Origin of the sequence: Mycobacterium bulgaricum, assembly GCF_041287165.2 — a bacterium.
In the GTDB taxonomy this organism is placed as follows: domain Bacteria; phylum Actinomycetota; class Actinomycetes; order Mycobacteriales; family Mycobacteriaceae; genus Mycobacterium; species Mycobacterium bulgaricum.
The window spans coordinates 736899-762589 of the sequence record NZ_JBGGKV020000001.1 but is presented as its reverse complement, the minus strand read 5'-3'; the positions used below and the strand labels follow the sequence as shown (position 1 = coordinate 762589).

The window sequence follows — 25691 nt, the reverse complement described above, 5'->3', positions numbered from 1 at the left end:
GAATCGAATCGTCAGGCGCGCTGGCTCGACACCGAGATGACCTCACCGGTCAGGTAGCTGGAGTAATCGCTGGCGAGGAACGCGATCGTCGCCGCGACCTCCCACGGCTCGGCGGCACGGCCGAAGGCTTCCCCTTCGGCGAGCCTGTCGAGCAGTTCGGAACTGCTGGTCTTCTCCAGGAACTTGTGGCGGGCGATGCTCGGCGAGACGGCGTTGATCCGCACCCCGTACTCGACGGCTTCGATTGCGCTGCAGCGCGTCAGCGCCATCACGCCGGCCTTCGCCGCCGCGTAATGGGACTGCGAATGCTGGGCGCGCCAGCCGAGGACGCTCGCGTTGTTGACGATGACCCCGCCGTGCGGGACGTCACGGAAGTACCGCAGCGCGGCGCGCGTCGCGCGCATCACCGAGGTCAGCGTCACGTTGAGCACGCGGTCCCACTCGTCGTCGGTCATGTCGATCACCGGCGTCTGACCGCCGAGGCCGGCGTTGTTGACCAGCACATCCAGCCGGCCGGCTTTCTGCACCGCTTCGGTGAACAGCGCGTCGACGGCCTCCGTCGAGGTCACATCGCAGACGACCGCATCGACCTTGCCAAGCCCGAGCGCCGCGAGCTCGTCGCGCGTCTCTCCGAGCCTGCGCTCGTGGTAGTCGGAGACGACGACGTCGGCGCCCTCTGCGAGTGCCCGGCGGGCCGTCGTCGACCCGATACCGGTGCCCGCGGCGGCCGTCACCAGGACGACCTTGCCCTTGAGCAGGCCGTGTCCTTCGATTTCCTTGGGAGCTACGGAAAGATCGGTCACCACAATCCTCGCTTCTTCACACGAGCGCTCATCAGGCGCCCTTCGCCTCTCTGGGCAGGCCGAGCACCCGCTCGGCGATGATGTTGCGCTGGATCTCGTTGGATCCGCCGTAGATGGTGTCAGAGCGGGAGAACAGATAGAGCCGCTGCCATTCGCTGAACTCGCCCTCGGGCAGGGTCAGGCCGGCTGACCCTTCTACGTCCATCGCGATCTCGCCGAGCTCGCGATGCCAGTTCGCCCACAGCAACTTGCTGACATTGTCTTGTCCGGGTTGTTCTACGTCCATAGTCGCCAGCGCATAGGAGCGCATGGCCTTCAGGCCTGCCCAGGACCGGACGAGCCGTTCGCGGATCAGCGGGTCGTCGGCGGCGCCTGTCTTCTTGGCCAGCTCGACGAGGTTGGAATGCTCGCGCGCATAACGGATCTGCTGGCCGAGCGTGGAGACGCCACGTTCGAACGTCAGCGTGCCCATCGCGACGCGCCAGCCGTCGCCCGGCTCGCCGACCACGAGATCGGCGTCGGTGCGGGCGTCGTCGAAGAACACCTCGTTGAACTCGGAGTCGCCCGTGAGCTGGATGATCGGGCGAATCTCGACGCCCGGCTGATCCAGCGGCACCAACAGATAGGACAGACCGGCGTGGCGCTTGGAGCCCTTCTCGGTGCGCGCCACCACGAAGCACCACTGCGCCCAGTGCGCGAGCGAGGTCCACACCTTCTGGCCGTTGATCACCCAGTGATCACTGTCGAGCGTCGCGGTGGTGGACACGTTGGCCAGGTCGCTGCCCGCGCCCGGCTCGGAATAGCCCTGCGACCACAGCTCGGTGACGTCGAGAATCTTCGGCAGGAAGCGCTTCTTCTGCTCCTCGGTCCCGAACGCGATGAGCGTGGGCCCGAGCAGTTCCTCACCGAGGTGATTCACCTTGTCGGGAGCGTTGGCTTTTGCGTACTCCTCGTAAAAGGCGACGCGGTGGGCGACGGACAGTCCGCGGCCGCCGTGCTCCTCCGGCCAGCCCAGGCATGTCAGCCCGGCCTTGGCCAGGTGCCGGTTCCACGCGAGGCGTTCTTCGAAGGCTTCGTGTTCGCGGCCCGGGCCGCCCAAACCCTTCAACGCGGCGTACTCGCCGACCAGATTCTCCGCAAGCCAGTCGCGGACCTCAGCCCTGAACTCCTGGACCTCTATCACCCCTGTAGGGTAGCCTACCAAGCACTTGCTTGGGTATCCCGTATTGCTACAGGAGCTTCGATGACGACCTCCCCGAGGACCACCCCCGCGGTTCTCGACCGGATCGCGCGCGAGCTTCCCGACCACCCCGCAGTGGTAACGCCGGAACGCACGCTCACCTACGCTGACCTGCGGTCAGAGGTCCGGCGGGCTGCGGCCGCGATGATCGACCTCGGCATCGAAACCGGCGATCGCATCGCGATCTGGTCGCCGAACACCTGGCACTGGGTCGTCGCGTCGCTGGCCGCCCACCATGCCGGCGCGGTCCTCGTGCCACTCAACACCCGCTACACCGCCAGCGAGGCCGAGGACATCCTGTCGCGCACGTCCGCGCCGCTCCTGTTCGCGTCGGGCGAGTTCCTCGGCGCCGACAAGGCCGCCAGCGTCAACCGGGATTCGCTTCCCGCGCTGCGGCACGTCGTGCGGATCCCGATCGAGAAGGCCGACGGGACGTGGGACGACTTCGTGGCGCGCGGGACCGACCTCGCCGCGGTCGAAGCCCGTGCGGCGGCAGTCGGCTCCGAGGACGTCTCCGACATCCTTTTCACGTCCGGCACCACCGGACGCAGCAAGGGGGTGCGGTGCGCACAGCGTCAGTCGCTCGACGCGTCCGCGGCGTGGGCGGCCTGCGGCGAGGTCACGAGCGCGGATCGCTACCTGTGCATCAACCCGTTCTTCCACAACTTCGGCTACAAGGCCGGCATCCTGGCCTGCCTGCAGACCGGCGCGACGCTGTTCCCCGAGCTGACATTCGATCCGGAGAAAGCGATGCGCGCCGTCCAGGAGAACGGCATCACCGTGCTGCCAGGCCCGCCCACGATCTACCAGACTCTGCTGGACCATCCCAGGCGCGGCGAATTCGATTTGCGTTCACTGCGATTCGCGGTGACCGGGGCGGCCACCATCCCGGTCGTGCTGATCGAACGGATGCAGAAAGAACTCGACATCGACGTCGTGCTGACGGCGTACGGGCTCACCGAGGCCGCAGGCTTCGGCACGATGTGCCGCGCCGACGACGACGCTGTCACCGTCGCGACGACGTCCGGCCGACCGATCGCGGATTTCGAATTGCGTATCGGGGATTCAGGTGAAGTGCTGCTGCGAGGGCCCAACGTGATGCTGGGCTACCTCGACGATCCGGAGGCCACCGCCGCGGCGATCGACGGTGACGGCTGGCTGCACACCGGCGACATCGGCGAACTCGACGACGCCGGCAATCTCAAGATCACCGATCGCCTCAAGGACATGTACATCTGCGGCGGTTTCAACGTCTACCCGGCCGAGATCGAACAGGTCCTCGCGCGCCTCGACGGTGTCGCCGAAGCCGCGGTGATCGGCGTCCCCGACGAGCGACTGGGCGAGGTGGGCAAGGCATTCGTGGTCGTCAAACCCGGTGCCTCCCTCGACGAAGAGGCCGTGATCGCCTACATGAAAGAACATCTGGCGAACTTCAAGACACCACGCTCGGTGGCCTTCCTCGACGTGCTGCCCCGCAACCCTGGAGGCAAAGTGGTCAAACCGCAACTGCGAGAGATCGACGAGAGGGCCTGAGTTGGACCTGACATTCGACGACGCCACCTCGGAGTTCCGGGCCGAGGTGCGCGACTTCCTCGCCTCGAACAAGGATTCCTTCCCGACGAAGTCCTACGACACCGCCGAGGGATTCGAACAACATCGCCGGTGGGACAAGATCCTCTTCGACGCCGGGCTCTCGGTGATCACCTGGCCGCAGAAATACGGCGGCCGAGACGCGACCCTCCTGCAGTGGGTGGTTTACGAAGAGGAGTACTTCCGTGCGGGCGCGCCCGGCCGGGCGAGCGCCAACGGAACCTCCATGCTGGCGCCGACTCTGTTCGCACACGGCACCGAGGAACAACTCGACCGCATCCTGCCGAAAATGGCGAGCGGCGAACAGATCTGGGCACAGGCCTGGTCGGAGCCGGAGTCCGGCAGCGACCTGGCTTCGCTGCGATCCACCGCGACCAAGACCGACGGCGGCTGGTTGCTCAACGGTCAGAAGATCTGGAGCTCGCGTGCCGTCTTCGGTGAGCGTGCGTTCGGACTGTTCCGCTCCGACCCGGAAGCGCAGCGTCACAAGGGCCTGACCTACTTCATGTTCGACCTGAAGGCCGACGGGGTCACCGTCCGCCCCATCGCACAGCTCGGCGGCGACACCGGCTTCGGCGAGATCTTCCTCGATGACGTCTTCGTTCCCGACGAGGACGTCATCGGCGGAGTGCACGACGGGTGGCGCGCGGCGATGAGCACCTCCAGCAACGAGCGCGGCATGTCGTTGCGCAGCCCCGCCCGCTTCCTCGCACCCGCCGAACGGCTTGTCGCACAATGGAAGGACAATCCTGATCCGGCCTTCACCGACCGTGTCGCCGACGCCTGGATCAAGGCGCAGGCTTACCGGTTGCACACATTCGGCACGGTCACACGGGTCTCGAACGGCGACGAATTGGGTGCGGAATCGTCGATCACCAAGGTGTTCTGGTCGGATCTGGACGTCGCGATCCACCAGACCGCGCTCGACCTGCGCGCCGCCGACGGTGAGCTCGTCGACTCGGTGAGCGAGGGCCTGCTGTTCGCGCTCGGCGGGCCGATCTACGCCGGCACCAACGAGATCCAGCGCAACATCATCGCCGAGCGGCTGCTGGGCCTGCCTCGAAAGTAGACGAACGTGAATTTTGAGATCGACGAACAGCAGCGCGATTTCGCTGCGAGCATCGATGCCGCGCTGGGCGCGGCGGATCTGCCTGCAGCAGTACGAGCATGGGGAGACGGTGACACCGCACCGGGACGCAAGGTGTGGGCACAGCTGACCGACCTCGGCGTGACGGCACTGCTGGTGCCCGAGAAGTTCGACGGCATCGCGGCCCACCCCGTGGACCTGGTCGTGGCGTTGGAGCGTCTCGGCAAGTGGAACGTGCCCGGGCCCGTCGCCGAATCGATCGCAGTGGCACCGGTCCTGCTCGGAGACGACGAGCGGGCCGCCGGCCTGGCCTCGGGGGAACTCGTCGCCACCGTCGCTGCGCCACCGTTGGTCCCCCGCGCCGTCGACGCAGACACGGCGGGCCTCATCCTGCTCGCCGCCGACGACTCGGTCAGCGACGCATCGACGGGCGAGCAGCACGAATCCGTCGATCCGGCACGAAAGTTGTTCGAGGTCCACGCAACCGGGGTGTCCCGCAGCGCCGACGTGGCACGCGCATTCGAGTTCGGTGCGCTGGCGACGGCCGCGCAGCTGATCGGCGCCGCCCAGGCCATGCTGGACGTATCGGTGGAGTACGCGAAGCAGCGCAGCCAGTTCGGCACCGTCATCGGGACGTATCAGGCGATCAAGCACAAGCTCGCCGATGTGATGATCGCGGTCGAACTCGCCCGCCCCCTGGTCTACGGGGCGGCGCTGTCGCTGGCCGACGGATCCCCGGACACCGCGAGGGACGTCAGCGCGGCCAAGGTCGCCGCCGCCGACGCTGCGCTCCTGGCGGCTCGGTCGTCGCTGCAGACGCACGGCGCAATCGGCTTCACGCAGGAACACGATCTGTCGCTGCTGCTGCTGCGGGTGCAGGCGTTGCGCCCGGCATGGGGTGACCCGACGTGGCACCGCAGGCGAGTGTTGGAGGCACTGTCGTGAGCGAAGAGCGGGACCTGTTGCGCGACACCGTTGCCGCACTTGTCGAGAAGCACGCCTCACCCGAGGCGGTTCGCGCGGCCGCGGCATCGGAGCGTGGTTACGACGAGAAGCTGTGGACCATGCTCTGCGAGCAGGTGGGCGCAGCAGCGCTGGTGGTGCCCGAGGAGCTCGGCGGTGCCGGTGGCGAATTGGGCGATGCCGCCGTCGTTCTCGAAGAGCTGGGCAAGGGGCTGGTGCCGACGCCGCTGCTCGGTACCACGCTGGCGGAGCTGGCGCTGTTGTCGGTCGACGAACCCGACGCCGAACTGCTCGGAGGCCTCGCCGAGGGCACGTCGATCGGCACCGTCGTCTTCGACGCCGGGCATGTGGTGAACGGGAACATCGCCGACGTCGTCATCGGCGTAGACGGCGAGAACCTCACTCGCTGGACCTCTTTCGACGTGCAACCCCTGGTCGCGATGGACATCACCCGACCGCTGGCCGCCGTCGAAGCGACCGACACCGCCCCGCTGGGAAAGGACCCCGGCCTCGCGGATGTCGCGGCAATCCTGTTGGCAGCCGAGCAGATCGGCGCTGCATCGAAGTGTCTCGACCTCACCGTGCAGTACACGAAGGATCGGGTGCAGTTCGGCAGGCCCATCGGCAGCTTCCAAGCCCTCAAGCACCGGATGGCCGACCTCTACGTCGCCGTGCAGTCGGCGAAATCCGTCGTCGACGAGGCAGTCGCCGAACCGTCGCCCGCAGCGGCGGCGCTGGCACGGCTGGCGGCCAGCGAGGCATTCTCGAAGGTTGCGGCCGAGGCGGTGCAGATGCACGGCGGCATCGCCATCACCTGGGAGAGCGACATCCAGCTCTACTTCAAGCGCGCACACGGCAGCGCGCAGTTCCTCGGGGCTCCGCGCGATCAACTGCGTCGCCTCGAATCCGAGGTGTTCTAGCCTGGCGCTATGAGTTCTGCGGACGCGAGGAGCATCAAGGGCCCTGCGCTGCGCGCCGGAATACCGCCGTTCTATGTGATGGACGTGTGGCTCGCCGCAGCGGAACGCCAGCGCACCCACGGCGATCTGGTCAACCTGTCCGCGGGGCAACCGAGCGCGGGCGCACCGTCGGCGGTTCGCGATGCGGCCGTCGCCGCGCTGAACCGCAACCAGCTGGGTTACACCGTCGCCCTCGGGATCCCCGAGCTGCGTACTGCCATCGCCGACTCCTACCAGAGGCGGCACGGACTGACCGTCGAACCGGACGACGTGGTCATCACGACGGGGTCGTCCGGCGGCTTTCTGCTCGCCTTCCTGGCATGCTTCGACGTCGGCGATCGCGTCGCGATCGCGAGCCCCGGTTACCCGTGCTACCGAAATATTCTGTCGGCGCTGGGCTGCGAAGTGGTCGAGCTGCCGTGCGGCCCGGACACCCGCTTCCAGCCGACACTCGAGATGCTGACCGAACTCGATCCACCGGTGTCCGGCGTGATCGTCGCAAGCCCGGCGAATCCGACAGGCACCGTCATCCCGCCCGAGGAACTGGCGGCGATCGCAGCGTGGTGTGAGTCGTCGGGGGTGCGACTGATCAGCGATGAGGTCTATCACGGGCTGGTATATCCGGGCGCGCCGGCGATCAGCTGCGCCTGGGAGACTTCGCGGGAATCATTTGTCGTCAACAGCTTTTCGAAGTACTTCGCGATGACGGGGTGGCGGCTGGGCTGGCTGTTGGTGCCACAGGAGCTGAAGCGGGCCGTCGACTGCCTGACCGGCAACTTCACCATCTGCCCGCCGGTACTGCCCCAGCTCGCCGCCGTGGCGGCCTTCACCCCCGAGTCGAGCGCCGAGGCAGAGGCACTGCTTGACGGCTACGCCGCCAACCGGTCTCTGCTGCTGGACGGCCTACGGGCGGTCGGCATCGACCGGCTGGCCCCGACCGACGGAGCGTTCTACGTGTACGCCGACGTCTCTCACCTGACCACCGATTCGCTGTCGTTCTGCTCGAAGCTGTTGGACGACACGGGAGTTGCGATTGCGCCCGGTGTCGACTTCGACACGGTGCGCGGCGGCGCCCATGTGCGGTTGTCGTTCGCGGGTCCGTCCTCCGACATCGACGAGGCGCTGCGCAGGATCAGAGCATGGCTGCATTGATGTAACAACTGTTACAGTCCAGTTCGTGACATGGATGCTCCTCCTTGTACGCATTCCTGCCGAGCCGTCGCGGCATCGCGTCGCGGCATGGCGCGAACTGCGGCGGGCCGGCGCCGTGCCGGTGACTCAGGGCGCCTGGCTCATGCCCCGGGCCCCGCTTTTCCTCGAAGCCGAGCAGAAAATACGCGAACTCGCCGAGCGCGGCACAGGGGACGTCCTCACCCTCACAGTCGCCGATACCGATGAGGCAGCCGAGGCGCTGGCCGCGGCGTTCACGGCGGCCAGACTTAACGAATGGAGCGAATTCCGCTCGGACTGTGAGAAATTCGAAGACGAGATCGCCAAGGAGATCCGCATCGAGAAGTTCACCCTGGCCGAGCTCGAGGAAGAGGAGCAGAGCCTCGAACGGCTGCGCCGCTGGTACCGAGACCTCAAGCTGCGCGATGTGCTGAGCCTGCCCGAAGCAGGGGCCGCGGAAGAGCGACTCAAGGGGTGCACGGAGGCGTTCGAGGGCTACTCGGAGCTGGTGTACCGCGCGATGAACGGCACTTCGTGAGCGCCGCCGCGCAGCGGGCACCGCTGCTGGCGGCGGGTTTCACGACGGCGTTCGGCGCACACGCCGTCGCGGGAACCCTCGGCACGACGACAACAGGGACCGCGGCGTCGCTGCTGACACTCGGTGCACTGCTGGCGATCTACGACGGCGCCGAAGTGGTCCTCAAACCGATCTTCGGCACGCTGGCCGACCGGATCGGCGCGCGCACCGTGCTGATCGCCGGGTTGGTGATCTTCGCCGTGGCTTCCGCGTCGTACGCGATCGCCGACGACCCGGCGTGGCTGTGGGCGGGCCGATTCGGCCAGGGGGTCGGGGCGGCGGCATTCTCCCCTGCCGCATCGGCTCTGGTCGCGTTGCTGACACCGGCGCAAGCGCAGGGACGGGCGTTCGGTACGTATGGATCCTACAAGTCGATCGGGTACACGCTGGGCCCGCTGCTGGGCGGCGTGATCGTCGCGCTCGGTGGTCTGCGGTCCCTGTTCGCGGTGATGACCGTCCTTGCCGTCGTCGTCGCGGTGTGGGCAGCGGTCGCGGTCCCGTCGGTGCGTCCGCGACCGCGCGAACGCCAGACGTTGGCCGACACGCTACGGCGATTCTCCGAATCCTCCTTCGTCACATCGACACTGGCCCTCGCGGCGACCACCGCCGCCCTGTCGGTGGGTGTCGGCTTCCTTCCCGTGCTGGGCACGCAGGCCGGCCTGTCCCCCATCGTCACCGGTGCTGTCGTCTCGGTTCTCGCGTTGACCACGGCGGTGGCGCAGCCTCTGGCGGGCCGCGCCCTGGACGCAGGCAAAATCACCGTGTCAGGTGGCATCGCGGTCGGAATGGTGCTCACCGCAGCGGGATTGGCGTCGGCGATGCTGCCAGGCCTGACCGGGTTGCTGTGTGCGGCGGTCGTCATGGGAGTTGGATGCGGGCTGATCACACCGCTGGCGTTCACGATGCTGGCGCGGTCGACTCCTGAGGAACGGCTGGGACAGACCATGGGTGCGGCCGAGATCGGCCGTGAGTGTGGGGATGCGGCAGGCCCGCTCGCGGTTGCGTCGATCGCCGCGGTCACGAGCGTGCCGTTCGGATTTGCCGGGTTGGCGGTCATCGTGTCGCTGGCGGGTCTGGCGAGGGTAGGGGTCAGCCGGGTCCGTGGCCGTACCGAACGTACGTGACGGATAGTTGTCAGAGGGCCGGTGTAGCGTCGGCGTCATGTTCGAAAGTTTGTTCGATATCGACTTCGCCGCGTCGGAGGCGCAGCTGCGGGACGTGGTCGAGCGCTGCGAAGAACTGAAGTCGAAAGCTGCTGCGGCGCAGGCCCGGGCAACAGCGTTGTGGGCGCAGAAGCGCGCCGCCGCTGAGCAGGCGGCCGGGATGTCGGCACGCGGGCGCGGGAAAGGCTTGACCTCGGAGATCGCTTTGGCGCGCCGCGATGCCCCTGCCTGCGGTAACACTCACCTGGGTATGGCCAATGCGCTGGTTCATGAAATGCCCTGCACGCTGGCAGCTTTGGAGAAGGGTCAGCTTTCGGAGTACCGGGCGCTGACGATCGTGCGCGAATCGGCGTGCCTGTCAGTCGAGGATCGGCGGAAGCTGGACGCCGAGCTGAATGAAGAAGCCCACGGGTTCGACGGCTGGGGTAACAGGCGCGTCGCGGCCGAAGCCAGGAGGATCACCGCACGTCTTGATGCGGCGGCGGTGGTGGAACGCAACAACAAAGCAGTCAAGGATCGCTGTGTCACCACTCGCCCCGCCCCCAACAACATGGTCTACGTGACGTTCCTGATGCCGCTCGCGCAAGGCATCGGTATGTACGCCGCACTCAAACGCGAAGCTGACATGTGCGGCGACGGCCGGTCCCGCGGGCAGGTGATGACCGATGTCGCATACGAACGCGTGACGGGAAGGGATGTTGCGCAACCAGTTTCGGTGTCGCTGAACCTGGTGATGGCTGACACCACCCTGGCCGGTGACGACACGGAACCGGCATGGCTGGACGGGTACGGACCCATCCCTGCCGGATTCGCCTGCAAGCTCACCGGCGACGCCGCCACCGACGCCGAGGCCAAGGCCACCCTGCGGCGGCTGTATCGCCACCCAAAGTCAGGGCAACTGGTGGCAATGGAATCCAGGGCGCGGATCTTCCCGAAGGGGCTGGCGGCGTTCATCGGCCTGCGGGACCGCACATGCCGAACCCCTTACTGCGACGCCCCGATCCGCCACCACGACCATGCCACCCCAGACCGCGAAGGCGGTGAAACGAGTGCGCTCAACGGGTTGGGGGCCTGCGAAGCCTGCAACTACGCCAAGGAGGCACCCGGCTGGCGGGTTTCCACCAGCAAGCACGAGGGGGAACACACCGCCGAGTACACGACTCCGACCGGAGCGACGTACAGATCCATAGCTCCACCGTTGCCCGGCGTCCCCGTGCGACAGAAAGTCAGCCTGGCCGAAGGGCGGATCAGCATCGACCTCGTGACGTTCCAGGCAGCGTGAATCATGCGGCGTGACGCTATGCCAGGCCGGTGGAGGAGCGCCGGCGACGCGAGATCGCGTCCACACTGGCCGCAAGCAGGAGCACGCCGCCGGTGACCAGAAAGTTGATGTACGACGACTGATTCAACAGACCGAGGCCGTTGGCGATCGTCGCGACGACGACGCCGCCGATCACCGCGTCGAGTGCGCGGCCCTTGCCACCGAACAGGCTGGTGCCACCGATGACGGCCGCTCCAACCGCGTAGAGCAGAACGTTGCCCGCACCCGAGGACGCCGACACTTTGCCTGCGTAGGACGCGGCGATGATTCCGCTGAGCGCAGCGAGCGAGGAGCAGACGATGAACACCGACACGCGGACGCGGTCCACATTGATGCCTGCACGCCGTGCTGCTTCGGCGTTTCCGCCGACCGCGTAGATGTGTCTGCCATACGACGTGCGCTTGAGCACCACCGTCAGCACGATCAGCAGCACCAGGATCAGCGGCAGCACATACGGGATGCCGCTGATCTCCGCTCGGGCATTGACACTGCGGTTGATGCTCAGGATGTAGGTGACGCCCAGCACCACCGCCGCCACGGCGGCCACTCGGACGACGACGACACCCAGCGGCGAGTTCGCGAGGTTCAGGGCCTTTTTGCGCCGGAACGTGTAGAACTCCAAGCCGGCGAAGCCGAGCACGACGACGAGTGCGACGGCCCAGCCGACGGTCACCGGGAGGTTGCTGATCGTAAGGCCGCGGATGACCGGATCGTCCACCCGGACCGATCCACCTTCGCCGATCAACTTCAGCGTGACACCCTGCAGCCCGAGGAAGAACGCCAAAGTCACGACGAACGACGGGATTCCGAGCTTCGCCCGCAGCAGGCCGATCGCGAGACCGATCAATGCACCGATTGCGGTGCCCGCCAGAATCGCGGCCCACCAGGGCCATTCGAGATTCACGACAGCCAGGGCCATCGCGCATGCCGAGACACCGCCCGCGACGCCCGCTGACAGGTCGATGTCGCCGAGCAGCAGCACGAACACCAGCCCCATCGCCAGCACGCAGATCGAGCCTGCCTGGGTGATCAGGTTGGCCAGATTGAGCGCCGACAGGAAGCGGTCGTTGGCCATTCCGAACACCACGAACAGCACGATGAGGCCCAAAACCGCGGGCAGCGAACCCATGTCACCGCCGCGCACACGTCCGAGGTAGCCGCGCACCGCATCGCCGAACGTCTGATCCGCTCGGGTGTCCTCGGCGAAATCCGCGTCGGCCAGTGTTTCGGATGTCATATGCCCTCTGCTCACATCGACTCGGCGGCCTGCGCGGGCGCGAGGCCCAGGCCCCCGGAGCGCCCTGCGGTGATGAGTTCCACGACCTGGCCGTGCGTGACGTCCGACGCCCTGATGTCAGCTGCCACCCGACCCAGGTACAGCGCGCAGATCCGGTCTGCCACTTCGAAGACGTCGTTCATGTTGTGCGAGATCAACACCACCCCGAGGCCTTGAGCGGCCAGCCTGCGCACCAGGTCGATCACCTGACGCGTCTGCGCGACACCAAGTGCCGCGGTCGGCTCGTCGAGCAGGACCACCTTCGAGTTCCACAGCACCGACTTCGCGATGGCGACGGTCTGCCGCTGACCACCCGAGAGGCTCGACACCGGCTGTCGCACGGACTTGACCGTCCGCACCGACAGCGACGTCAGCGCGTCCCGGGCCATCGTCTCCATGCGGGCCTCGTCGAGCATGCCCCGGCTCTTGAGTTCGCGCCCCAGGAACATGTTCTCGACGATGTCGAGGTTGTCGCACAGCGCGAGATCCTGATAGACGACCTCGACCCCAAGCGCCGACACATCGTTGGGGCTGCGCACCGTGACCGGCGTGCCCTCGAACAGGTAGGCGCCGGTGTCGATGGGATGGATGCCAGCGATGGCCTTGACCAGAGTCGATTTCCCCGCGCCGTTGTCCCCGACGAGTGCGGTCACCTGACCCGGATAGACGCTGAAATCGACGTCGTGCAGGACGTGGACGACACCGAAACTCTTGTTGACGCCGCGCAACTCGAGGATCGGCGTGGCGGACTCGGTCATGGTCGGTCAGGCCCCTGCAGCGGTGCACATGGCGGCGAACTGTCCGGAGCACACCTCATCCTTGGACTGTCCGCCGTCGTCGAAGACGATGTCGATGTTGTCCTTGGTGATCGACTTCGGCGTCAGGAGCACCGACGGCACGTCACGGCCGCCGGTATCGTCACGCGACGTGCTCGTGGTCTTGGGTTCTTCACCGTTGGCCAACGAGATGGCCACCTCGGCAAGAGCATTGGCCTCTTCGGTGGCCGACTTGTAGACCGTCATGCACTGTGTGCCGGCGAGGATGTTCTGCAGGCCCTCCACCGTGGCGTCCTGGCCGGTGACCGGAACCTGGCCGGCACGCTTGTTCTTCTCCAAGATCGAGATGACCGAACCCGCAAGGCCGTCGTTGGCGGCATAAACCCCATCGACCCGTCCATCGGCCGCGGTGTACATCTGCTCGAAGATGGTGACGGCCTTGTCGTTGTCCCAGTCCGGCACCGCCTGCTCGCCGACGATGGTGATCGACGGTGTCGTGTCGACGACCGAATGCGCACCGGCGCTGAACAGCGTCGCATTGTTGTCGGTCGGAGATCCGTTGAGGAAAACGACGTTTGCAGGCTTGCCCCCGAGGCAGTCGACCAGCCCCTGCCCCTGGAGCTCGCCGACGATGTTGTTGTCGAACGAGACGTACACATCGGCGGACCCACCCAGCGTCAGTCGGTCGTAGTCGATGGTCTTGACCCCCTGGGCGCCAGCCTTCTCCTGGATCGAGGCGCCACTGTCGGAGTCGAGGTTGACGATGGCAAGCACCGTGACACCGTCGGCGATCATTCCGTCGGCGATGGTGGCCATCGTGTCGGCCGAGCCTTCGGCGTTCTGGATCGTGTACTCCACACCGGCGTTCTTGAACGCGGCTTCCAGCGCGGGCCGGTCTTTGGTCTCCCAGCGCACCGATGACTTGGTGTCGGGCAGGATCACTCCGACCTTGCCGCCACCTCCGCCCTCGGCCGACTGCGAATCCGAATTAGAGCCGCACGCAGTCACAGTCATGCTGACTCCGACGACGGCAGTGACGAGCAGGGTGCTGGTTCGCTTCACGAGATTCCTCCGAACAGGTCCTGGATCTTTGTGTTGTCCGACTTACCGCGCGCCCATCAGATGCTCGATGGCCAGCTGGTTGAGAGTCACGAAGCCGCAACCCTTTCCAGCGAAGTAGGCACCGGTGTCGAACTCCTCGTAGGCCGACCGGTCGGCGATCAGGTCGGCGTAGGACTCCCCGTCGTTCAGCGTCGGCGCGCGCAGTTCGGCGACCTTCGCCGCCGCCATCGCTTCCTGGACGGCAGGGTCGGCCCGGAACGCCGCCGCGCGCCGGCGCAGCAGCAGATACATCCGCATGTTGGCCGCCGCTGAAGCCCACACACCGCTGACATCTTCGGTGCGGCTGGGCTTGTAGTCGAAGTGCCGCGGCCCGTCATAGGCAGGTCCGCCGTCGGGTCCGCCGTTCTCGAGCAGGTCGACGAGCGCGAACGCATTGGCCAGGTCGCCATGGCCGAACACCAGGTCCTGGTCGAACTTGATGCCCCGCTGGCCGTTCAGGTCGATGTGGAACAACTTGCCGCTGTAGAGCGCCTGCGCGATGCCGTGCACGAAGTTCAGCCCGGCCATCTGCTCGTGGCCCGTCTCCGGATTGACGCCCACCATCTCGGGATGGGCCAGAGTGTCGATGAAGGCCAGCGCATGCCCGACGGTCGGCAACAGGATGTCGCCACGCGGCTCGTTCGGCTTCGGCTCGATTGCGAATCTCAACCCGCTGCCCTGGTCGATCACGTACTCACACAACAGGTCCAGTGCCTCGCGATAGCGATCCAGCGCCGCCCGTACGTCCTTGGCCGTGTCGTACTCGCCGCCTTCCCGACCGCCCCACATGACGAATGTCTGTGCGCCCAGTTCCGCGGCGAGGTCGAGGTTGCGCAGCACCTTGCGCAACGCGAACCGCCGCACCGCGCGGTCATTGCTCGTGAACCCGCCGTCCTTGAAGACGGGCTGGGTGAACAGGTTGGTGGTCACCATCGGCACGACGAGGCCGGACCTGCCGAGGGCAGAAGTGAACCGATCGATCGCCTGCCTGCGCTCTGCGTCGGAACTGCCGAAGGCGAACAGATCGTCGTCGTGGAAGGTCACCCCGTACGCGCCGAGTTCGGCGAGCCGGTCGACCGCCTCCACCGCATCCAACGCGGGCCGCGTCGCCACCCCGAACGGATCGACGCCGGGCCAGCCGACGGTCCAGAGTCCGAACGAGAACTTGTCGGACGGACGCGGTGTCAGATCGTCCGCTGCGGTGGCAGCGGAGTCCAGGACGGTCATCAGTGGCTCCTCATGAATCATGGCTCCGGGAAAAGCGGGCCACGGGCGGAGATCTATGCTTTTGTTCTCCGTGCGAACATAAGATGTGGCCTGCGACACTGTCAAGGCTCTGGATTTCCAGCAGGCGAGGGGCGGGATGCCGGTGAAACCGACCGAGGAGCGTCGGGCCGTGCGGGTGGGCACGAGCACCGACGACGTTCGGCGGCGCAATCTGTCGAGCGTCTTGACGCTGGTACACCGCCATCGTTCCCTCAGCCGGTCGGAGCTGACCCGCCACACCGGCCTGTCACGCTCCACCACAAAGGATCTCGTGGAGGAATTGGTCGCGCGGGGTCTGGCCGAGGAGTCACCCGCGCCGTCGGTGTCGCAGGTCGGGCGGCCGAGCCCCATCGTGCGTCCCAGCAACCGGGTGCTCGCCATCGCCGTCACCCCGGAGGTCGACGCCGTCACCGTCGGCGTCGTCTCGCTCGGTGGCACCGTACTCGATGTTCTCCGGCAGCCCACCGACCACATCCCCACGCCCGAGGAGACGGTGACGATCGCCGCCGAGGCGATTGGCACCATCGGCCGCAGCCTGCACGGCGAGCAGGTGGTGACGGCAGTCGGTGTCGCGGTTCCCGGCCTGGTGCACGGACCAGAGTCCGTCGTCCAACTGGCACCCAATCTTGCCTGGCACGACGTCGAGATCGGCCAGATGCTTAGCGCTGCAACAGGATATCCGGTGTACGCCGCCAACGACGCCAACGCGGGGGCGATCGCCGAGCACCTGTTCGGCAAGCACCAGAACGCCGACCACCTCATCTACGTCAACGGCGGCCCGAGCGGTATCGGCGCAGGATTCGTCGTCGCGGGCGGGCTACTTGAAGGCGTCGCGGGATATGCCGGCGAACTCGGCCACACCTACGTGGGCGGGGTCGAGCAGTGCCACTGCGGGAGCATCGGGTGCCTCGAGACCGAGGTCACCCAGGCACCCCTGGCGCGTCTGCTCACCGAACTGGACAGCGGCTCAGGAGCCGACCCGTTCGCGCACACGTTCGCCGAGCGCGACGTAGTGAACCGGCAGGCAAAGTCATTGGCGATCGCACTGGGCAATGCGATCAACATGCTCAACCCGCGACTGATCGTGCTCGGCGGTTTTCTACGTGTCTTTCCGGCATTCGGCGGGACCGCTCTGCACGAGGAGCTCACTCGGCGCAGCATGGGCGCGCCGCGCGACCTCGTGCGCGTCGTGCCTGCGACCCTCGGTGCGGACACGTTGATGATCGGCGCAGCCGAACTCGCTTTCGCACCCGTACTACTCGACCCGGGAAGGTACTGAGAATGGCACTTGTGGCGGGTATCGATTCGTCGACCCAGTCGTGCAAGGTCCTCATCTGCGACGCGGAGACGGGGAAGGTGGTGCGGTCGGCGAGCTCACCGCATCCCGACGGCACGGAGATCGACCCCCGGCACTGGTGGGATGCGCTGCAGCGCACCCTCGACGAGGCCGGCGGGCTCGACGACGTGTCCGCCGTATCGGTGGGCGCCCAGCAGCACGGCATGGTGTGCCTCGACGACGCAGGCGAAGTAGTGCGAAACGCGCTGCTGTGGAACGACACACGCTCCAGTGAGGCTGCCGACCAACTGATCGGGGAACTCGGAGGTGCCGCCGAGTGGGCGCGCCGCACCGGCGTCGTCCCCGTCGCGGCGGTCACCGCCACCAAATTGCGCTGGCTCGCCGACCACGAACCGCAGCATGCGGACGCGACCGCCGCGGTCTGCCTGCCCCACGACTGGCTGACATGGCGGCTGAACGGGTCCGCCGACATCGCGACGCTCTGCACCGATCGCAGCGATGCCAGCGGCACCGGCTACTTCGCTGCCGAGAGCAGCACCTACGACAGCGCTCTGCTGGAACTCGCATTCCGCGGTCGCCGGCCCGCAGTCCCCCGCGTGCTCGGACCGAAAGAACCGGCAGGCAAGACCCGCAGCGGCGCGCTCCTCGGCCCCGGCGCCGGAGACAATGCGGCCGCGGCGCTCGGGTTGTCTGCCGGGCGCGGCGACTGCGTCGTGTCACTGGGTACCTCGGGGGTCGTCAGTACCGTGGGCGATGCCGCACCGCACGACGCGGACGGTATCGTCGCCGGCTTCGCCGACGCCACCGGCCGCCAGCTGCCGTTGGTCTGCACACTGAACGGGGCACCCGTCCTCGCGGCCGTCGCAGCGATGCTGAAAGTGGATTTCGACGAGTTCGACAAGCTCGCGCTGTCTGCGCCCGCCGGCGCCGACGGCCTCGTCCTGGTGCCGTACTTCGAGGGCGAGCGCTCGCCGAATCTACCGCACGCCGCCGGAGCACTGCACGGTGTGAACGCGCGAAACCTCAATTCGGCCAACATCGCTCGCGCTGCGGTGGAGGGGCTGCTGAGCTCGATGGCCTACTGCATCGACAAGATCAGCGAGCAGGGCGTCGACGCCGACCGGATCATCCTCATCGGCGGCGGGGCGCGATCGGAAGCAGTGAGGCGCATCGCCCCCGCCGTCTTCGGCCGGGCCGTCGACGTGCCGCCGCCTGCCGAGTACGTGGCACTCGGCGCGGCACGCCAGGCGGCATGGGTGCTGTCGGGCGACGCATCACCCCCGGACTGGTCAGCCGATGCGGCGGTCCGCTACGAGGGGTCGCCGACCCCGAAGGTGCTCCAGCAGTATCGCGCCGCCGAACATTTCACGCTGAGGTGAGTCAGGGGCGGCGCTGCGCCACGTACCAGTCGAGCAGCGCCGGGTCGTCGACGGCGCTGCGCTCCACGACCTTCGCCGGATCCCCGCCCTGAAACAGCTTTTTGACCGGCACTTCCAGCTTCTTGCCGGTGCGGGTGTGGGGCACGCCCGGGGCGAGGATGATCTCGTCGGGGACGTGCCGCGGCGAGACCTCGGTGCGCACCGCCTCGTTGATCTTCTCGCGCAGCGCGTCGGTGAGTTCGACGCCCTCGGCGAGCACGACGAACAGCGGCATCCAGTAGTCGCCGTCGGGTTGCTCGGCGCCTATCACCAACGCCTCGGCCACCTCGGGCAGGCTCTCGACAGCCTGGTAGATGTCCGCGCTGCCCATCCGGATACCGTGCCGGTTGAGGGTGGAGTCCGAGCGGCCGTGCACGACGACGCTGCCGTGGTCGGTCAGGGTGATCCAGTCGCCGTGGCGCCACACTCCGGGGAACATCTCGAAATAGGCTGCTTGATAACGGCTTCCGTCTTCATCGTTCCAGAACCCGACAGGCATCGACGGCATCGGTTTCGTGATGACCAGTTCCCCCACCTCGCCACGCACCGGACTGCCCGTGTCGTCCCATGCGTCGAGCGCCACGCCGAGGAACGGCGCGGACAGCTCGCCCGGCCAGACAGGCACGGTGCGTACGCCGCCGATGAACGCCGACACCACATCGGTACCGCCGCTGATCGACGCGACCTGGACCCCGACATGGTCGGCCAGCCACTGCGACGTCGCCGCGGGCAGCGACGACCCGGTGATTCCGACGGTGCGCAGGGCCGACAAGTCGTGGGTCTCGGCGGGTTCGGCCCCGGCCTTCATGCATCCGAGAACGTAGCCGGGGCTGGTGCCCAGTACGGTCGCATGAACTCGGGCAGCGATGTCCCACAGTGCATCCGGACGTCCCGCCGACGGGCTGCCGTCGTAGCAGACGATGGTCGACCCCACCAGGAGACCTGCCACCTGGAAGTTCCACATCATCCAGCTGGGGCTGGTGAACCAGAAGAATGTGTCGTCGCGACCGATGTCGGACTGCAGCGCAACAGCTTTCAGGTGTTCCAGCATCACGCCGCCGTGGCCGTGGATGATGCCCTTCGGCAGGCCGGTCGTCCCCGACGAGAACAGAATCCACAATGGGTGCTCGAACGGCACCGCGACGCCGCAGAGCGCAGTGTCGCTGGAGTCGGTGAGGTCGCCGAGCCAGAACGTCGCCACCAGTGTCGGCAGTCCGGCCTGCACGGCGGCGACGTCGTCGCGCTTGTCGCGGTGCTTGCCGCCGAACACATACCCGTCGGCTGCCACGAGCACTTTCGGCTCCAGCTGACCGAGACGATCCAGGGCGGCTTTCGCCGAATAGTCCTGTCCGCAGGCGCTCCACACCGCGCCGAGGCTCGCCGTCGCCAGGAACGCGATGACCGCCTCGGGATTGTTCGGAAGGTATCCCACGACACGGTCGCCGGGCTGCACACCTGCCGCACGGAGTTTGTCGGTAAACGCCGCGGAACGGCCGAGAAGTTCCGCCCACGAGATCTCGCGGTCGGGCGCGTCCTCACTGACGTAGATAATCGCAGGCCGGTCGGTGCGCGCATTGCGCACCACTTGATCGACGTAGTTCAGTGTGGTCTCGGGAAACCAACGCGCTCCTGGCATTTCGGGATTTGCGAGAACGTGCTCGGCCCGCTCACCCAGATCGAAGTAGTCCCACACGGCCGCCCAGAAGCCTTCGATGTCGTCCACCGACCACTGCCACAGGGTGTGATAGTCCGGGAACGTCGCTCCGGTGCGCTGCTCGGCAAAGCGCGCGAAATCGGTGACGATGGCGCCGTCGACATCCTGCGGAGTGGGAGTCCATTGCGGGGTGACCGTCATCGTCACCGAGCGCTCCATCCGCCGTCCATCGTGTACGACGCGCCGGTGACCATGCCTGCGAGCGGCGACGCCAGCCACGCGACCAGCGAGCCCACCTCCTCTGGCTCGACGAGGCGCTTCACCGCGCTCTCCTTGAGGAGAATGTCCGACACCACTTGGTCTTCGGGGATGTTGTGCGTCCTGGCCTGATCGGCGATCTGTTTCGTCACCAACGGGGTGCGGACATAACCGGGGTTGATGCAGTTGCTCGTGACCCCGTGCGGTCCGCCTTCCAGCGCGGTCACCTTCGACAGCCCCTCCATGGCGTGTTTGGCGGTGACGTAGGCGACCTTGTACGGCGAAGCCCGCAGCCCGTGGATCGACGAGATGTTGATGACGCGGCCGAACTCGTTGCGGTACATGTACGGAAGGGCAGCCCGGATCAGCAGGAACGGCGCCTCAACCATCAGCGCCAACATCGACCGGAACTTCTCCGGCGGGAACTCGGCGATCTCACTGATGTTCTGCACCCCGGCGTTGTTGACCAGGATGTCGGTCTCCAGTTCGAGTGTTTCCAGTGCCTCGACGTCGAGAAGGTCGAGCGTCCAGGCGGTTCCGCCGATCTCCTGCGCCAGCGACTTGGCGCCGACGTCGTCGATGTCGACGACGGTGACGACGACGCCCGCGGCGGCCAGCGATCGCGCGCAGGCCGCGCCGATTCCGCTGGCACCGCCCGTCACCAGCGCGGTGCGGCCGTTGAGGTCGCTCACAGGACGCGCTCCCTACCCTCGGACCGCGCCACATCCTCGGCGTCGGCGATGTCGAGCGTCTTCAGGTCGATGCCGTTGGTCTCTCTCGCGACGACGACCGAGATGAGGGTGACAGCGCACGCGATCGCCAGGTAGATGGCGATGGGTACCGGCGAATCGTAGATGTCGAGCAGCTTCACCGCGATGAGCGGCGCGAGCGATCCGGCGACGATCGACGTCACCTGATAGCCAAGGGAGACACCGGAATACCGCATCCGGGTGGGGAACATCTCGGCCATGATGGCCGGCTGCGGGGCGTACATGAACGCATGGATGACCAGGCCGAGGGTCACCGCCGCCGTGATGATCACGTAGTTGTTGCTGTTCATCATCGGGAAGGCGAAGAAGCCCCACGAGGCGCCTAGGATCGCGCCGACCGTGTACACCGGGCGCCGGCCGAACCGGTCCGACAGGTGCCCCACCAACGGCACCACCGCGAAGTGGACCAGGTGGGCGACCAGCAGGTAGCGCAGGATCGAGTTGGTGTCGGTGCCGACCTGCACCTTCAGATACGTGATGGTGAACGTGACGACGAGGTAGTACATGATGTTCTCGCCGAAGCGCAGACCCATGGCGGTGAACACCCCACGCGGGTAGCGCTTCAAGACCTCGACGACGCTGTACGACGACGCCTTGATGCGTTCTGCTTCCTGTTGTGCGGCAACGAAGATCGGAGCGTCGGTGACCTTGGTACGGATGTAGTAGCCGATCAGCACCACCACCGCCGAGAGCCAGAACGCCACACGCCAGCCCCAGGACAGGAACGCGTCGTCCGACAGCGTGCCGGTGAGGATCAGCAACACGACGGTGGCGAGCAGGTTGCCCATCGGCACGCCGGCCTGCGGCCAACTGGCCCAGAATCCGCGCTGCCGGTCGGGGCTGTGCTCGGCGACGAGCAGCACCGCGCCGCCCCACTCGCCGCCTACCGCGAATCCTTGGATGAACCGCAGAGCGACGAGCAATCCGGGTGCCCAGTAGCCGATCTGTCCGAACGTGGGCAGGCAGCCCATCAAGAAGGTGGCCACACCGACGAGCAACAGGCTGAATTGCAGGAGCTTCTTGCGGCCGTACTTGTCGCCGTAGTGTCCGAACACCACGCCGCCGACGGGCCGCGCGACGAACCCGACCGCATACGTCGCGAACGCAAGAAAGATCGCGTTGAGCTCACTGGTGGTCTCCGAGAAGAACACCTTGTTGAAAACCAGCGTAGCGGCCGTTCCGTAGAGGAAGAACTCGTACCACTCGACGACCGTCCCAGCCATCGAGGCGACGACGACGCGTTTGAGGCCTTTCGAGATCGAACCCGGTCCGTCCGACCGAGCGTCTTGTTGCGTGCTCATCGCAGCATCCCCTCCTCGAAGCAACTCTGTGATGACCGCCACAGATGTAGTGAGTATTCATGCAGCTACCCGCCGCAGCAATGGCCAAAACTGCAGCGTGTATCTGCAAAAATGCAGAGATGGTCGTTCCCAGTCGGCGCCCCAGCGCGGATGACCTCTTGGTTCTGCTCTCGGTGGGCCGCACCGGCAAATACACCAGCGCAGCCGACGAGCTCGGCCTCAACCACACGACGATCAGTCGGCGAATCGCCGCACTCGAAGCGGCGATGGGCGGCCGTGTACTCGCCCGCGTCGCGGGTGGCTGGGAGCTGACCGACCTCGGCCGCGAAGCACTCGCCGCTGCCGAGGCGGTCGAGAACGCGGTCCGATCGCTGACCACCGATGCCGCGGGGCACCGCGCACTGGAGGGCGTCGTGCGGATCTCGGCGACCGACGGTTTCTCCGCCTACATCGCCGCGCCCGCTGCCGCCGTCGTGCAGCGCGAGCACCCCAAGGTGGCGGTGGAGATCGTCGCCGCGACGCGCCGCGTGACGCAGCAGCGGTCAGGCCTCGACATCGAGGTCGTCGTCGGCGAACCCAAGGTGCACCGTGCCGAGGCCCTGCGCCTCGGCGACTACTGCCTCGGCCTCTACGCCTCGCAGGACTTCCTCGCCCGACACGGCGCGCCCACCGATGTCGCCGACCTGCACAGGTTTCCGCTCGTGTACTTCATCGACTCGATGCTGCAGGTCGACGACTTGGACCTGGCGGCCAGCTTCGCCCCCGCGATGCGCGAATCCGTCACGTCGACGAACGTCTTCGTCCACGTCGAGGCCACCCGGGCGTCCGCGGGTATTGGGCTGCTCCCCTGCTTCATGGCCGACCGGCACGCCGACCTCGTGCGGGTCCTTCCGGCCGAGGTGTCGATCCGGCTGGCGTACTGGCTCGTCACGCGCGCCGAGACACTGCGCAGGCCCGAGGTGGCCGCCGTCGTCGGCGCGATCCGCGACCGGGTCGCCGAACAGCACGACGTGCTGCTCGGCGAGCGTGATCAGCGATAGCGTTGCGCCATGCCATTTCTGGACACGGACAAGGGACGCGCCTACTACCGGCACTGGGCCGCAGAGGATCCGACCGCTGCCGTGGTCTTCCTGCACGGCTTCGGCGAGCACACGGGGGTGTATCACCGGTACGGGTTCGCACTGAACGCCGCAGGCATCGACCTGTGGGCGGTCGATCAGTTCGGCCATGGCCTGAGCCCCGGCGATCGCGGCGACTTCGGCACCATCGAGGACAGCTCCGCACTGGCAGATCAGCTCACGGAGCTCGCGGCGCAGCGTAGCGTCCCTCTGATCGCGCAGGGCCATTCGTTCGGCGCGATCGTGACGCTGTTCCGGCTGCTCGACGATCCGGAGCAGTACAGGGCAGGCGTCGTCTCCGGTGCGCCCCTCGTCCCGATCCCCGAACTCCTCGATGCGGACACGTCGTTCGACCTCGATCCGGACTGGCTGTCGGCGGATCCCTTCTACATCGACGCGATGATCAACGACCCGCTGGCGTTCGTCGACGCCGACGGGGCGGCACTGGCCCGTGAACTCGACCGCGGCTGGGACCGGTTCGGCGCCGAACTGCCGTCGCTGGCGGTGCCGACGCTGGCGATTCACGGCGCGATCGACCCGATAGCCCCGATCGGCGCGGTGCGCGCCTACGCAGAGCAGATCGACCCGCTGCAGCTTGCCGAGTTCCCCCGAGCCCGCCACGACATCCTCAACGAGGTCGAGCACCGCGACGTCGCGGCCGCGATCACCGACTTCATCGCAGGTCAGCTCGACTGAGGCGGAGTTATCCCCAGGGGTTGTGCACAGTGTGGAGTAATCACACGCGTGTGATTACAAGCCCAGGAGGAGCCGGGTGGCGTCCTGCACGACGCGTCGCCGCGTGCTGCCTGGATGGTCTGCCGCGATCAGGTGGTCGCCGATGACGAGCGAGAAGGCGAGCAGCGCCCGTGGGCCCGCGAGATCCTCGAAAACGTCTCATTCATCAGACAACTGAGCCTGCGTACCGGATGGACGCTGCTCGGCATCAAGCTGCGGCACGACGATGGCGAGACGATCGCCGGTTGGCACGTAGCCCACAACGACTCCGAATACGTTCGGCTGCAGGCAGATTCGTGCACCGGGCTGACCGGCGAGCTGGTGACGCGGGTAACCGATGACGGCGTTGTCTTCGCGACGTTCGTACAGCTCGACGGCCCGGTGGCACGGTTCTTGTGGAACAGGGTGCCGTCCGCACACCTGACGACTGTGGAGTCGCTGGTGGCCGAGGCGGGCGAGCGCGCGAGCTAGCAGCGTTCTCGGTTTCAAAAGCAGGTAGTCCACTACGCAAGTCGCACGTCGGCATGACTTCTACCTTCGGTGTCGAGCCTCGGGGTGCGACGGAGGAACGCTCAGGCAAGAGCCGTCCCGCGGTGAACCGAACAGTCGAAAGGACACAACATGTCACGCGTAACCAACCGCACACTGGCGGGGACGGCTCTATCGGCGCTCGTATTTGCAGGGCTTGCGACAGCGGTGCCGGCCCACGCCGACAGCTCGTGCACAGTCAACGGCGACTACCTGAGGTTGAGACAGGCGTTCGGGAATTACATCACGACGACAACAATCAACGCCAAGGGATCATCCCTCGGCCCCGGAGTCGTTACCGTGCCGCCCAGCGGCACCAATGGAACCTACGGATCAGCCAGTGGAAGCATCAGCGGTCGCAACATCGATGTGCGAATCACGTGGAACGACAACAAAGGAACGGCACACTTCACCGGCACCATCGGTGACGACGATATCGCACGGGGAGACTCGACGGGAACTCCCATTCCGATCAACCTGTGGAACCCGGGGCCGTGGTACACGTCCGAACCGCTGAACTGTTCTACCGGTCAAGGAACGGGCCAGTCGTCGGCGAAGGTTGTGGCAGATGTCGACGTCTACAACATCCCGGACGGTCCGGGCAAGCGTCAGATCGGTACGCTTCGGGCGCCGTCTGTCGTTCCGCTTGTGGAACCCTGCACCTTCGACGCTTTCTGCCACGTCAGCGTCCCCAACATGGATGGCGGCAACGGCTTCGCCTGGGCGCCAGGTCTGCTGGAACCGGCCTGACCTAGAGCCAGGTGTCGTCGGTGGTTGCGGTGAGGAACGCCTCGAGGTCGTTGCGCCAGTCGGCGGGCGTGTTCTTGTCGGGCTCGATGCCGGTGTACTGCCCCTGGTAGAACAGCAGCGGCCTTGGCTTCTTCTTCGGCACATCGGACAGCGAGTGCACCGCACCGAACACCACGTAGTGGTCGCCGCCGTCGATCACCGAGTGCACCGAGCAGTCGATGTGCGCCAGCGTGCCGTCGATGATCGGCGAGCCGAGATGCGACGGACTCCAGTCGATACCGGCGAACTTGTCCGGCTCGCGGGAGCCGAACCGGGCTGACACGTGCTGCTGGTTCTCGTGCAGGATGTTGACGCAGAAGTTGCCACTGGCCTCGATCGCCGCCCAGGACCGCGACACCTTCGTAGGGCAGAACAGCACCAGCGGCGGATCCAGCGACAGGGCCGCGAACGACTGGCATGCGAATCCCACCGGGGCACCGTCATGGACGGTGGTGATCACGGTGATGCCGGTGCAAAACTGCCCCAGCACGTTCCGGAACGTGCGTGGATCGATCGGGGGATTCGCCACCT

Annotated in this window: 24 protein-coding genes; 14 read left to right on the top strand and 10 right to left on the bottom strand. The window is 66.6% G+C overall.

What is annotated here, in order from left to right; genetic code table 11:
* Positions 1-11 precede the first annotated feature (11 nt).
* Both ipdF and ipdE1 read right to left on the bottom strand, forming a co-directional pair.
* The gene (gene ipdF / locus ACAG24_RS03750) at positions 12-803 is read right to left on the bottom strand and encodes a (5R,7aS)-5-hydroxy-7a-methyl-1-oxo-2,3,5,6,7,7a-hexahydro-1H-indene-carboxyl-CoA reductase (RefSeq protein WP_370471325.1); all 792 of its coding nucleotides are present in this window, start codon (positions 801-803) and stop codon (positions 12-14) included.
* A gap of 31 nt (positions 804-834) precedes the next feature.
* Positions 835-1986 (bottom strand): acyl-CoA dehydrogenase IpdE1, encoded by a 1152-nt coding sequence (ipdE1, locus tag ACAG24_RS03745; protein WP_370471324.1) that lies wholly within the window; start codon positions 1984-1986, stop codon positions 835-837.
* A gap of 60 nt (positions 1987-2046) precedes the next feature.
* Between ipdE1 and fadD3 the strand changes: the two genes are divergently transcribed.
* The 8 genes from fadD3 to ACAG24_RS03705 are packed head-to-tail and all read left to right on the top strand — an operon-like array spanning position 2047 to position 10834.
* The gene (gene fadD3 / locus ACAG24_RS03740) at positions 2047-3576 is read left to right on the top strand and encodes a 3-((3aS,4S,7aS)-7a-methyl-1,5-dioxo-octahydro-1H-inden-4-yl)propanoate--CoA ligase FadD3 (protein WP_370471323.1); all 1530 of its coding nucleotides are present in this window, start codon (positions 2047-2049) and stop codon (positions 3574-3576) included.
* Position 3577: 1 nt separating this feature from the next.
* On the top strand, positions 3578-4702 hold the full coding sequence (locus tag ACAG24_RS03735) for an acyl-CoA dehydrogenase family protein (RefSeq protein WP_370471322.1): 1125 nt from the start codon (positions 3578-3580) through the stop codon (positions 4700-4702).
* A gap of 6 nt (positions 4703-4708) precedes the next feature.
* Positions 4709-5665 carry an acyl-CoA dehydrogenase family protein gene (locus ACAG24_RS03730; protein ID WP_370471321.1) on the top strand — a complete coding sequence of 319 codons (957 nt, stop codon included), beginning with the start codon at positions 4709-4711 and terminating at the stop codon, positions 5663-5665.
* Positions 5662-6603 carry an acyl-CoA dehydrogenase IpdE2 gene (gene ipdE2, locus ACAG24_RS03725; RefSeq protein WP_370471320.1) on the top strand — a complete coding sequence of 314 codons (942 nt, stop codon included), beginning with the start codon at positions 5662-5664 and terminating at the stop codon, positions 6601-6603. The genes ACAG24_RS03730 and ipdE2 overlap by 4 nt, the downstream gene beginning before the upstream one ends.
* Before the next feature lie 9 nt (positions 6604-6612).
* Positions 6613-7794, top strand: coding sequence for a pyridoxal phosphate-dependent aminotransferase (locus tag ACAG24_RS03720; protein WP_370471319.1), 1182 nt, complete (start codon positions 6613-6615; stop codon positions 7792-7794).
* Between the two features lie 34 nt (positions 7795-7828).
* Entirely contained in the window at positions 7829-8350 is a 522-nt protein-coding gene (locus ACAG24_RS03715; protein WP_370471778.1) for a Chromate resistance protein ChrB, read from the top strand.
* Positions 8347-9513, top strand: a complete 1167-nt coding sequence (locus tag ACAG24_RS03710; RefSeq protein WP_370471318.1) for an MFS transporter — start codon at positions 8347-8349, stop codon at positions 9511-9513. Before ACAG24_RS03715 ends, ACAG24_RS03710 begins: the two co-directional genes overlap by 4 nt.
* A gap of 37 nt (positions 9514-9550) precedes the next feature.
* Positions 9551-10834, top strand: coding sequence for an HNH endonuclease (locus ACAG24_RS03705; RefSeq protein WP_370471317.1), 1284 nt, complete (start codon positions 9551-9553; stop codon positions 10832-10834).
* A 16-nt stretch (positions 10835-10850) separates the two neighbouring features.
* Here ACAG24_RS03705 and ACAG24_RS03700 read toward each other — a convergent pair whose 3' ends face one another.
* The 4 genes from ACAG24_RS03700 to xylA are packed head-to-tail and all read right to left on the bottom strand — an operon-like array spanning position 10851 to position 15253.
* A complete protein-coding gene (locus ACAG24_RS03700; protein WP_370471316.1) occupies positions 10851-12110 on the bottom strand; it encodes a sugar ABC transporter permease in 1260 nt (419 codons plus the stop codon).
* A gap of 11 nt (positions 12111-12121) precedes the next feature.
* Positions 12122-12907, bottom strand: coding sequence for an ATP-binding cassette domain-containing protein (locus ACAG24_RS03695; RefSeq protein ID WP_370471315.1), 786 nt, complete (start codon positions 12905-12907; stop codon positions 12122-12124).
* Between the two features lie 6 nt (positions 12908-12913).
* Complete coding sequence (locus ACAG24_RS03690; protein ID WP_370471314.1) at positions 12914-13987, bottom strand: sugar ABC transporter substrate-binding protein; 1074 nt, start codon at positions 13985-13987, stop codon at positions 12914-12916.
* Positions 13988-14029: 42 nt separating this feature from the next.
* Positions 14030-15253 carry a xylose isomerase gene (gene xylA / locus ACAG24_RS03685; RefSeq protein ID WP_370471313.1) on the bottom strand — a complete coding sequence of 408 codons (1224 nt, stop codon included), beginning with the start codon at positions 15251-15253 and terminating at the stop codon, positions 14030-14032.
* Between the two features lie 136 nt (positions 15254-15389).
* Between xylA and ACAG24_RS03680 the strand changes: the two genes are divergently transcribed.
* Positions 15390-16571 carry an ROK family transcriptional regulator gene (locus tag ACAG24_RS03680; RefSeq protein ID WP_370471777.1) on the top strand — a complete coding sequence of 394 codons (1182 nt, stop codon included), beginning with the start codon at positions 15390-15392 and terminating at the stop codon, positions 16569-16571.
* 2 nt (positions 16572-16573) lie between these two features.
* On the top strand, positions 16574-17968 hold the full coding sequence (gene xylB, locus ACAG24_RS03675) for a xylulokinase (RefSeq protein ID WP_370471312.1): 1395 nt from the start codon (positions 16574-16576) through the stop codon (positions 17966-17968).
* A gap of 1 nt (position 17969) precedes the next feature.
* Here xylB and ACAG24_RS03670 read toward each other — a convergent pair whose 3' ends face one another.
* From ACAG24_RS03670 to ACAG24_RS03660, 3 genes are read right to left on the bottom strand one after another with little or no spacing between them, the layout of a single operon-like run.
* Complete coding sequence (locus ACAG24_RS03670; protein WP_370471311.1) at positions 17970-19880, bottom strand: acetoacetate--CoA ligase; 1911 nt, start codon at positions 19878-19880, stop codon at positions 17970-17972.
* Positions 19865-20611: a 3-hydroxybutyrate dehydrogenase gene (locus tag ACAG24_RS03665; protein WP_370471310.1), complete on the bottom strand. Its 747-nt coding sequence runs from the start codon at positions 20609-20611 to the stop codon at positions 19865-19867. Before ACAG24_RS03665 ends, ACAG24_RS03670 begins: the two co-directional genes overlap by 16 nt.
* Positions 20608-21990 (bottom strand): MFS transporter, encoded by a 1383-nt coding sequence (locus ACAG24_RS03660; RefSeq protein ID WP_370471309.1) that lies wholly within the window; start codon positions 21988-21990, stop codon positions 20608-20610. The genes ACAG24_RS03665 and ACAG24_RS03660 overlap by 4 nt, the downstream gene beginning before the upstream one ends.
* Positions 21991-22070: 80 nt before the next feature.
* On the opposite strand from ACAG24_RS03660, the gene ACAG24_RS03655 reads away from it, so the two are divergent.
* From ACAG24_RS03655 to ACAG24_RS03640, 4 genes are all read left to right on the top strand, one after another.
* Complete coding sequence (locus ACAG24_RS03655) at positions 22071-23030, top strand: LysR family transcriptional regulator (RefSeq protein ID WP_370471776.1); 960 nt, start codon at positions 22071-22073, stop codon at positions 23028-23030.
* A gap of 9 nt (positions 23031-23039) precedes the next feature.
* A complete protein-coding gene (locus ACAG24_RS03650; RefSeq protein WP_370471308.1) occupies positions 23040-23804 on the top strand; it encodes an alpha/beta fold hydrolase in 765 nt (254 codons plus the stop codon).
* A 114-nt stretch (positions 23805-23918) separates the two neighbouring features.
* Positions 23919-24314: a hypothetical protein gene (locus tag ACAG24_RS03645; RefSeq protein ID WP_370471307.1), complete on the top strand. Its 396-nt coding sequence runs from the start codon at positions 23919-23921 to the stop codon at positions 24312-24314.
* A 150-nt stretch (positions 24315-24464) separates the two neighbouring features.
* Positions 24465-25121 (top strand): hypothetical protein, encoded by a 657-nt coding sequence (locus tag ACAG24_RS03640; RefSeq protein WP_370471306.1) that lies wholly within the window; start codon positions 24465-24467, stop codon positions 25119-25121.
* A gap of 1 nt (position 25122) precedes the next feature.
* On the opposite strand, the gene hsaB is transcribed toward ACAG24_RS03640, so the two are convergent.
* Positions 25123-25689: a 3-hydroxy-9,10-secoandrosta-1,3,5(10)-triene-9,17-dione monooxygenase reductase subunit gene (gene hsaB / locus ACAG24_RS03635; protein ID WP_370471305.1), complete on the bottom strand. Its 567-nt coding sequence runs from the start codon at positions 25687-25689 to the stop codon at positions 25123-25125.
* Positions 25690-25691: the final 2 nt, after the last annotated feature.

Bases quoted from the DNA above. Each gene is read 5' to 3' on its own strand.
- ACAG24_RS03705 (WP_370471317.1), top strand. From the start codon at position 9,551: ATGTTCGAAAGTTTGTTCGATATCGACTTCGCCGCGTCGGAGGCGCAG.
- ACAG24_RS03695 (WP_370471315.1), bottom strand. From the start codon at position 12,907: ATGACCGAGTCCGCCACGCCGATCCTCGAGTTGCGCGGCGTCAACAAG.
- ACAG24_RS03700 (WP_370471316.1), bottom strand. From the start codon at position 12,110: ATGACATCCGAAACACTGGCCGACGCGGATTTCGCCGAGGACACCCGA.
- xylA (WP_370471313.1), bottom strand. From the start codon at position 15,253: ATGACCGTCCTGGACTCCGCTGCCACCGCAGCGGACGATCTGACACCG.
- xylB (WP_370471312.1), top strand. From the start codon at position 16,574: ATGGCACTTGTGGCGGGTATCGATTCGTCGACCCAGTCGTGCAAGGTC.
- fadD3 (WP_370471323.1), top strand. From the start codon at position 2,047: ATGACGACCTCCCCGAGGACCACCCCCGCGGTTCTCGACCGGATCGCG.
- ACAG24_RS03720 (WP_370471319.1), top strand. From the start codon at position 6,613: ATGAGTTCTGCGGACGCGAGGAGCATCAAGGGCCCTGCGCTGCGCGCC.
- ACAG24_RS03640 (WP_370471306.1), top strand. From the start codon at position 24,465: ATGTCACGCGTAACCAACCGCACACTGGCGGGGACGGCTCTATCGGCG.
- ACAG24_RS03670 (WP_370471311.1), bottom strand. From the start codon at position 19,880: ATGGAGCGCTCGGTGACGATGACGGTCACCCCGCAATGGACTCCCACT.
- ACAG24_RS03650 (WP_370471308.1), top strand. From the start codon at position 23,040: ATGCCATTTCTGGACACGGACAAGGGACGCGCCTACTACCGGCACTGG.
- ACAG24_RS03645 (WP_370471307.1), top strand. From the start codon at position 23,919: ATGGTCTGCCGCGATCAGGTGGTCGCCGATGACGAGCGAGAAGGCGAG.
- ACAG24_RS03660 (WP_370471309.1), bottom strand. From the start codon at position 21,990: ATGAGCACGCAACAAGACGCTCGGTCGGACGGACCGGGTTCGATCTCG.
- ACAG24_RS03655 (WP_370471776.1), top strand. From the start codon at position 22,071: ATGGCCAAAACTGCAGCGTGTATCTGCAAAAATGCAGAGATGGTCGTT.
- ACAG24_RS03715 (WP_370471778.1), top strand. From the start codon at position 7,829: ATGCTCCTCCTTGTACGCATTCCTGCCGAGCCGTCGCGGCATCGCGTC.
- ACAG24_RS03680 (WP_370471777.1), top strand. From the start codon at position 15,390: ATGCCGGTGAAACCGACCGAGGAGCGTCGGGCCGTGCGGGTGGGCACG.